This is a genomic window from Desulfatitalea alkaliphila, from assembly GCF_022968795.1.
Lineage (GTDB): Bacteria > Desulfobacterota > Desulfobacteria > Desulfobacterales > Desulfosarcinaceae > Desulfatitalea > Desulfatitalea alkaliphila.
In genome coordinates this window covers 23,856-32,111 of sequence record NZ_JALJRB010000038.1, presented here as the reverse complement: position 1 = coordinate 32,111, position 8,256 = coordinate 23,856, and the positions used below count along the sequence as shown (strand labels likewise).

Here is an 8,256-nt window from a genome sequence, read left to right as displayed (position 1 = left end):
CTGGTTGCCGGTGGCCGAAGGTTAGGAGGTATTTCACCAAAGCGGCCTCAATCCTACACCCGTCGCCCTGTTCAACAGATACCGGGCGGCGAAGTTGAAAATGCCCGGGCGGTCTTTTGCAATGCGATCTCGATCCCGACTTTGATCTTGATTTCTGTGGCCACAATCGGGGGATTGCGTATTATTGTGGCATCGGCGTTTGAATGCTTATCTCAAAGGAGGTCTGTTGTGAGCGAAACTGTTTTCCGAAATCGTGGCCATGCCGACATCCCGCATGCCTTCGTGCTGGGCGTGGCGGGCAGTCCCCGCAAGGGAGGGAATTCGGATGTCCTTGTCAGGCAAATCCTCAAAGGCGTCGCTGATTGCGGCGTTCGCTCACGCGGCGTGCAGCTGCGTGACTACCAGTACCAGGGGTGCATCGGGTGCGAAAAATGCCGCAAGACAGGGGTGTGCAAGGGGTTGAAGGACGGGATGACGCTCATTTATCCTGATTTCCTCGCCGCACAAGGGCTTGTACTGGTTTCGCCGACACACACCTACAATATCACCGCCTGGATGAAAGCCTTCATCGATCGGCTCTACTGTTTCTATGATTTCAACGACCATCGCCCCAGGGGCTGGTCGAGCCGTCTGGCCGGGCAGGGCCGCAAAGCCGTTCTGGCCGCGATCTGTGAGCAGCCCGATGCGGCGGACATGGGGTTCACTTTGGAGGCCCTGCGCTATCCGCTGGAAGCGCTGGGCTACCAAATCATCGCTGAGTTGCCGGTGTTCGGGGTGTTTGACCGGGCCAAGGTCAAAACACAAGAGGCGGTGATGCAGCAGGCCCGGCAAATGGGGCGCGCTTTGGCGCAAGCGCTATCCGCATAGCGTTTCCCATCCGCCGGTGGGGGTCGGTCACAAATCTCTTACATGCCAACTGCCGAAAGGTACTGCCATCCCTTGACGGCGCATCGGTTGCCCATTATGTTAGTAATTAATTACTAACATCGATCAGTGGGAGGGAGTAGCGAAATGCCGGCAACAACCAAACATCTGCCGGCCGCACAGCGTCGGATCGCCACCGTCAAGGCGGTCATCGAGCTGGCGGCGCAGCAGAACCCCAGCGAGATCACGACGGCGGCCATTGCCAAGCACATGCACCTCACCCAGGGGGCCTTGTTCCGTCATTTCAGAGATAAAAATGCCATTTGGGAGAGCGTTATGGGTTGGGTGGCCAAACGTCTGCTGGACAGCGTTGACAAGGCCTCGCGGCAGACGGCTTCGCCCCTGGCGGCTTTGGAAGCCATGTTCCTGGCGCACATCGCCTTTGTCGCCGACCACCCAGGGGTGCCGCGCATGATGTTCGGTGAACTGCAACGCGCGGAGGATTCGGCGGCCAAACAGATCGCGCGGGACCTGATGGGGCGCTACGGCCAACGCATCGCCGTCTTAATCGCGGCGGGCCAGGCCGCGGGCGAGGTGGCGGCCGAAGTCGACAACCGTGCCGCTGCGACACTGTTGATCGGCGCTGTTCAGGGGCTGGTCATGCAATCGATGATGGCCGGCCGTCCGGAACTGATGCGGCAACAGGCCGCGCCGTTGTTCGCCATGTTGCGTCGCGGTATGGCCAAACCAGGCCACGGTGGGTGCGAGGAGGCAAAATGAACCAATCCGTAGGTAAGAAGCAGCCCTTACTCAGCGTCAAGCAGAAGGCGGTGGTATTGCTTGTGGTGCTGCTGACGGGTGCCTGGATCGGCATAAAAGCAGCGGCCCGCCTGCAAGTGGCGCTGGATCCGCCCGCACCGGAAGAAACCGCGCCGCCGGCCGTGGCGACCATGCGATTGTCCCTCCAACCCTTTGAACGCTGGCAACGCTATCCGGGCACCATTGCCGCTGAAAGAGAGGCGGTGTTGCAAAGCCGATTGACCGCCCGCATCGTCGCGCTGCCGGTGCGCACCGGGCAGGTGGTGCGGCACGGTGATCTGCTGGTGCGACTCGATGATGAGGAGCTGGGGCGCGAAATCGAACGGCTGCAAGCCGCGCAGCGCGCCGTTGCCACCGAGCTGGCATTGTCCGAGAAGCTGCTCCAACGCCGCCGGCAACTCTTCGCCGCGTCAGCCGCCACCGAAGAACAGGTCGATGAGGCGCGTACCCGGGTGGAAGCCCTGCAGGCCGCCCGCGAAGAGAACCGCCAGGCGCTGCGGGTGGCCGAAACCAGACGCGGTTACGCACGGATTGAAGCCCCCTTCGACGGTGTGGTGGGACACCTTTTCGTGTTCACCGGCGATATGGCCGCGCCGGGGCGGGCGCTGGTGGAACTGATCGACACCAGCACGGTCAAGGTGGTATTCGCCATTGCGCAGAAGGATGTGCCGCAGATTGCACAAGGCACACCGGCCGAGATCCATGTGTCGATCCTGGACCGGGTGATGCGAGGCCAAGTGGACCGGATTCATCCCGCACTGCAAACGCCCGGCCGTGGCGCCTTGGCCGAGATTGTACTGCCCGCGGGCAGCGGTCACCCGCCACCCGGCATGGAAGCAGTGGTGCGGCTGCGCATTTTCCAGCGGGACCGGGTGCTGGTCTTGCCCGTCGAGGCCGTGCACCGGCGCGATGCGGAACGTTATGTCTTTACGGTCGAAAAGGATGTCGCCCGACGGCGGCCGGTGACCACGGGACCGGAATACCAGGGGCGGGTTGTGATCGAAACGGGCCTGGCGCCGGGCGATGAGGTCATTCTTACGCCGCATCCGGCCCTGGTGGACGGTGTCGCGGTTACCATCGGAGACCGGCCATGAACGGCTTTCCCCGCTGGATTCTCGATCACCGCCATGCCGTGCTGGCGGTTTTGGCGGCGGTTCTGTTGCTGGGCATAGACGCACGTTACCAACTGCCGGTGCAACTGTTTCCCGACACCGATCCGCCCATGGTGACGGTGATCACGCCCTATCCGGGAATGGCCGCCGAGGACGTGGAGCAAAACGTCAGCAAGTTGATGGAAGAGGAATTCGCCGGCATCAATGATGTGCGCGCCATTCGCTCCTCCAGCCAGGAAGGGTTGTCGGTGGTCGAGGTGGAACTGCATTACGGCGCTTCCAGCGCCACCGGCGCGGTGGACGTGCAAAGCGCCATCAACCGTATCCGCGCCGACCTGCCCGCCACCATGGGGGAGCCGCAGATTCAGGAGTTTTCGTCCGCTGCGCGTCCCATTGTCACCCTGGCGCTGACCAGCGCAACCGTTCCATTGGCTGAGTTGCGCGATTTGGCGGAGAACCGCATCCGGGACCGCCTCAACCTGGTGCCCGGAGTGGCCGCCGTGGACGTGATCGGTGCTCATCAACTGCAGTTGGAGGTGCAGCTTCAGCGGGACAAACTATCCAGTCACGGCGTGACCCAGGAGCAAGTGGTCGCCGTGCTGCGCAATTGGAACCTGACCGAGGCGGGCGGGCGGCTCCGGCAGGGCAACCGGGAGTCCGTCGTGCGATTCGACACACCGCTGACCGGCGCGGCGGACGTGGCGGACCTGGTGGTCCAGCGACGCGGTGAACATCTGCTGCGCCTGTCCGATCTGGCCGAGGTGCGCTTTGTCGCCGGTGAGCCGCGTGCGGCCTATCGTCACAACGGTCGGGCCGCCATTGCCGTACAGATCCTCAAACGGGACGAAGCCAATACCGTCGAAGTGGCCGACCGACTGATGAAGGTCTTCGAAGAACTGCGACAAACCGCCCCCGATGTGGATTTCGCCATGGCCGAAGATGATTCGGCCTTTACCCGGGTGGTGATCAACAGCATGACCGCCACGGTGCTCAGCGCCATCGCCCTGACCGTCATCGTGGTGCTGCTGTTTCTCGGTGATGCCCGCCAATCAATGATCGTGGCCGCCTCCATTCCCATCTCATTTCTTGCCACCTTTGCCATGATGCAGGCGGCCGGGCTGCAATTGGACATGGTCACCATGTCGGCCATCATCCTGGGCATCGGCCTGTTGGTCGATGACAGTATTGTGGTGCTGGAGAACATTCACCGCCGTTTGGAGCAAGGTTTGTCGCCTCGTCGGGCGGCCATCGAGGGCACCGGTGAAATCTTATTGCCCAGTACCGGCGGCACCCTGACCACGCTGGCTGTTTTGCTGCCGCTGACCCTCTTGGGGGGGTTCGTCGGCCAGCTTTTCCGACCGTTGGCCTTGACACTGGTCTTCGCCCTTTCCGCTTCCCTGGTCGTCTCGCTGACTGTGGTCCCCCTGATCGCCGCTACCTGGACCCGGCCGGCAGGCCGGCCGAGTTTGTTGGATCGCCTGCTTGCGCCCTTTGACACAATGGTGGTCGCCGTGCGCGACATCTATCTGGGATTGTTGGCCACAGGGCTGCGCCATCCGGTGCTGGCTCTGACGCTGCCCGTGGTGCTCTTGGCCGGCAGCCTGGTGACGCTGCGTCTTGGCGGCAGTGAAATGCTGCCCCGTTTCGATTCGGGCAGCTTTCGGGTGCTGGTGGACACCGTGCCCGGCACCGCCCTGGATGAAACCCAGGCCACCGTGGCGGTCATCGAGAAGACGTTGCTGGCGGAACCGGCTGTAACGGCCGTCAGCACCCGCATCGGCTATGAACAGGGTGCGCGCTATCTGGGCGGCCGTGGTGCCATGGACACGCACCAGGCCGAAATCAGCGTGGATCTCTCGCCGCGCAACAAGCGGGCCGATTCCCAATGGACCATCATGGATCGGGTGCGGGAGAAGACACGTCGACTGCCCGGCATCACCCTGGCCGTTTTTCAGGAGCAGGGCGGAACGGCGCGTCCCACCACCTCGGCGCCCGTGGTGGTCGAGATCAGCGGCACGGATATCCAGCGCCTCGACGCGTTGGCCGACGATGTGGCGGTTCTGCTGCACCACATTTCAGGGGTGCGCGATCCGTATAAAAACTGGGCCTTGGATCGTCCCGAAATGCGTGTGGTCATCGATCGGGAGCGGGCCGCCGAAGTGGGCCTCGGCGGCACCGCCATCGCCCGTGATGTGCAGCGGGCGCTGGACGGGCAGACCGTCACGCCTTATCGACGAAGCGGTTTGCGCGACCTGACCGTGGTGGTGCGCTACCTGGATACCGACCGTCGCCACCGGGAAGGGCTCGAAGAGGTGGTGCTCATCGGCACCGACGGTGCCGCCGTCCCCCTGGCCGAGGTCGCCGCCTTCCAACCGACTTTCGGGCCCCGGCTCATTTCCCGCGAGAATTTTCGCCGCACCCTGGAAGTGCGGGCCTGGGTCACCGGCCAAAGACCGCTCTCGCACATCGTGGCCGAGGCGGATCGGGCGCTGGACGCGCTTGCCTTGCCGCCTGGCTACAGTGCAGTGATCACCGGCGAGCAACGGGATATGGCCGAGGCGCAAGGCCGCTTGCTGCGCGCCCTGGCCATGAGCGCCCTGGCGGTCTATCTGCTGCTGGTGGTGCAGTTCCGTTCATTGGGACGCCCCCTGGTGGTCATGTCGGCCGTGCCGCTGCAATTCATCGGTGTCGCCGCGGGCCTGTTGGTGGCCGGTAAGTATGTCTCCATGCCGGCCCTGCTGGGCATCATTCTGCTGGTGGGGGTGGTGGTGAACAACAGCATCATCCTGGTGGAGTTCGTCCTGCAACGGCTGGCAGCCGGCGCATCCATCGATAGGGCGCTGGAAGATGCCGTGGTCGCCCGATTCCGTCCGGTCATGATGACGGCCCTTTCCACCGTCGCCGGCATGCTGCCGCTGGCATTGGAGCTGGCGGTGGGGTCCGAGCGCTTTTCGCCCCTCGCCACGGTGATCGTGGGCGGGATCCTGGCCTCCACCTTGTTTACTTTGGTGATTGTTCCATTGCTGATGAAGATCACCGCGGAGGGCACCCCCAAGGCAACCTGATGGCGACTCCCGCCGGGTTTGCGATAGGGCAATCCGTGAACAACCCCTCGCCTGCCGCGCCTTGCCGGAAGGGTGCTTCACCCCTCCCGTCGCGTTGCCGATTCATGCCCACGACCATCAAGCATGAGGGCGGTTTTGCTTTTCCATGCCCTCAATGATGATTTCCGCCGCCATGCGGGCGCCCAGGCCGGGGGCGACCGGGCATTTTTCCCGGGCGCCGGATCGGTTGAAGGCGTCGCGTTCGTCCGGTCCGGCGAAGGGGTCGTAGGCTTTTCCCAGCAGCAATTTTTGGATGTCCGGACATAAAAGGCTACCGAAGGCGGCTTCGAATCGCTGCAGGTATTGCCTGCCGGCGGCATAGTGAGCGGTGTTGGCGACGTCGGCCGGGTCGTCATCGGCAAAATAGAGCCCGATGGCCATCAGCCCGCCGGTCACGGGGCCGCACAGACCACCCGACATGCACATACCTGGAAAGGGGGCCAGGGCCCGGATGATCTCCATGTTGCCCAGGCCGAAGGCTTCCAAAAGGGCCAAGGCGGATCCCTTGGCGCAGCTGCGGGTCAGATAGCAGTACTGTTCCGCGTTGTGCTGGACCTTGTCCAGAAACGCCTCCTTTTCGCGGATCAGGTCGGCCGGTGCCATTGATTGACGGGGGATGCCGTGGTCCACCATGTCTTTGAAACGGGCCGTGATGGCGGGTAGGTCCCAATCCCGCCGGGCCAGTTCGGTCGCTCTTTGTCGGATGGTCTTCAGATCGGTCATGCCTATTTCTCCTTGTCGGATCTTGCCGAAAATGGAACGCCATGTTGGATTATAACCCAATCGGTGGCGTACCGCGAAGGGTTGTTGTTCGGCGCTGAGAACGCTCTCAAGACACCGGTGCCGGCTGTGCCATAATGGATGATCGCGTTGGATATCCCGCGGCGGTCGGGGTTGGACGGCCCGACACGGCTCATGTTTTTCATCCATCTGCCGATGATGCATGAATAACCGCTGTGAAATGAAAATGCCATCGGGGGCTGAAAGGAGATCCCATGCCGTTGTCTTGCATGCGAATGTTGACATCCCTGGTTGTCTTGTTGATTTTTAAATACCGCGGCGTTGGCCGTTGCTCAAGCGAACCGGCCCGACCTGCCGCGCCGGTTTTCGGTGGAGGTGTCTCCCGCCCTCCAGATGGAGAATGTGCAGCAGGATGCGGTGGTGTACCACTTCGACGGCGAACGGGTCACGGGCGCATGGACGTCGGTGACCCAGGGCGCGGCCCAACCGGGCAAAGGCGAGACCCGGATCGAGATGCGTTACCAATTAACGGGCACTTTTCGCAATGGGGTGCTCAAGGCGGAACAGCGCTCCGTCATGCACGCCATTGCGCCGGCCGGCTACAGCAAGCATCCTCCCGGTGGCCCGGTGGTGATCGGCGAATACCTCGGCGTGATCGAGGGCCGGCTGCAGCCCGATGGCCGGATCAAGGCACAACTGAGCACCACCCTGGTGCGTTACCGCACCTTGCTCGAAGAATCCGGGTCGGGAGGCGCCCCCACCCATCGCTGGGTGGAGCAACCGGTGCCCAAGCAAACCCCCAAAGCCTCGGAGTATTGGATTTCCCTCCCCACGGCGGGGTGGTTCAATACACGGTACATGCAGGCTTCAAGAACCGAAAATTTCCGTTTGCGCGGCACCCTGGAGCGTCTGGACCACTATATGAACGAGGCCTCCCAAAACCTGCTCGACGGCCAGTTCGCCCTGGCCCGCAAGCAGATCGGCACCATCCGGACCGAAGTCGGCGATCTGGGCAAAATGATCCGCAAGAAGCGCCTGGACACCACCGTCGTTTTCCAAGGTTTGCCCACCGACGACGCCATGCTGCAACGTTATGAGATGCAGTTCATGATGGACAAGTGGAAGGCGTTGTACACCATCTGCAACGACGCCCTGGCCGAAGTGCAGACCCAATTGGCCGACTTGCGCAATATTTTGTCGGTCAACGTTTTCAAGTCCATTCTCAAGAACTACATCAACTGGTCCAACTCTATTCCCACGGATGTGGTTTCCGGGCTGGCCGGGTACTCCACCATCACGGGCATTGCCGATCTGCCGCGGGGCTTTCTGGGATGGTACGAGGAGGGCCAAAAGGATGCCGGCATTCTCAGGGACCAGTTCCGCACCAAACGCGCATTGGAAACCCTCGAAGGCTTCTACGAACAGCAGCGCCGGGAGATCATCGACGAACGGCGCAAGGTGGCCGAACGACTCAAGGCGCTGGACAAGAGCCCGCTGATGCGGATGGATCGCGATCTGCAGAAATTCTTCGCGAAACTGCGCTGGGCCGACTGGCAGGCCGAACCCAAGCGCGGCGAGGCGCTGGCAAGGCTCGAGTAGGCCAACACGCCTTCGTG

The 8,256-nt window shown here is 62.6% G+C and carries 6 protein-coding genes; 5 read left to right on the top strand and 1 reads right to left on the bottom strand.

Annotation, left to right across the window (positions count from 1 at the left end):
* From MRX98_RS20590 to MRX98_RS20575, 4 genes are all read left to right on the top strand, one after another.
* Positions 1–867 (top strand): flavodoxin family protein (locus MRX98_RS20590; RefSeq protein ID WP_246914631.1); only part of this gene is annotated, 867 nt, incomplete at its 5' end.
* A gap of 144 nt (positions 868–1,011) precedes the next feature.
* Positions 1,012–1,644, top strand: coding sequence for a TetR/AcrR family transcriptional regulator (locus MRX98_RS20585; protein WP_246914630.1), 633 nt, complete (start codon positions 1,012–1,014; stop codon positions 1,642–1,644).
* Positions 1,641–2,777: an efflux RND transporter periplasmic adaptor subunit gene (locus tag MRX98_RS20580; RefSeq protein ID WP_246914629.1), complete on the top strand. Its 1,137-nt coding sequence runs from the start codon at positions 1,641–1,643 to the stop codon at positions 2,775–2,777. The genes MRX98_RS20585 and MRX98_RS20580 overlap by 4 nt, the downstream gene beginning before the upstream one ends.
* On the top strand, positions 2,774–5,860 hold the full coding sequence (locus MRX98_RS20575; protein ID WP_246914628.1) for an efflux RND transporter permease subunit: 3,087 nt from the start codon (positions 2,774–2,776) through the stop codon (positions 5,858–5,860). The genes MRX98_RS20580 and MRX98_RS20575 overlap by 4 nt, the downstream gene beginning before the upstream one ends.
* A gap of 117 nt (positions 5,861–5,977) precedes the next feature.
* Here MRX98_RS20575 and MRX98_RS20570 read toward each other — a convergent pair whose 3' ends face one another.
* Positions 5,978–6,622 carry a C-GCAxxG-C-C family protein gene (locus tag MRX98_RS20570; protein WP_246914627.1) on the bottom strand — a complete coding sequence of 215 codons (645 nt, stop codon included), beginning with the start codon at positions 6,620–6,622 and terminating at the stop codon, positions 5,978–5,980.
* A 339-nt stretch (positions 6,623–6,961) separates the two neighbouring features.
* Here MRX98_RS20570 and MRX98_RS20565 point away from each other — a divergent pair, with 339 nt between their 5' ends.
* Positions 6,962–8,239, top strand: coding sequence for a hypothetical protein (locus MRX98_RS20565; protein ID WP_246914625.1), 1,278 nt, complete (start codon positions 6,962–6,964; stop codon positions 8,237–8,239).
* Positions 8,240–8,256: the final 17 nt, after the last annotated feature.

Excerpts from the sequence above, each read along its gene's own strand:
- MRX98_RS20570 (WP_246914627.1), bottom strand. The coding sequence starts at position 6,622 with ATGACCGATCTGAAGACCATCCGACAAAGAGCGACCGAACTGGCCCGG.
- MRX98_RS20585 (WP_246914630.1), top strand. The coding sequence starts at position 1,012 with ATGCCGGCAACAACCAAACATCTGCCGGCCGCACAGCGTCGGATCGCC.
- MRX98_RS20580 (WP_246914629.1), top strand. The coding sequence starts at position 1,641 with ATGAACCAATCCGTAGGTAAGAAGCAGCCCTTACTCAGCGTCAAGCAG.
- MRX98_RS20575 (WP_246914628.1), top strand. The coding sequence starts at position 2,774 with ATGAACGGCTTTCCCCGCTGGATTCTCGATCACCGCCATGCCGTGCTG.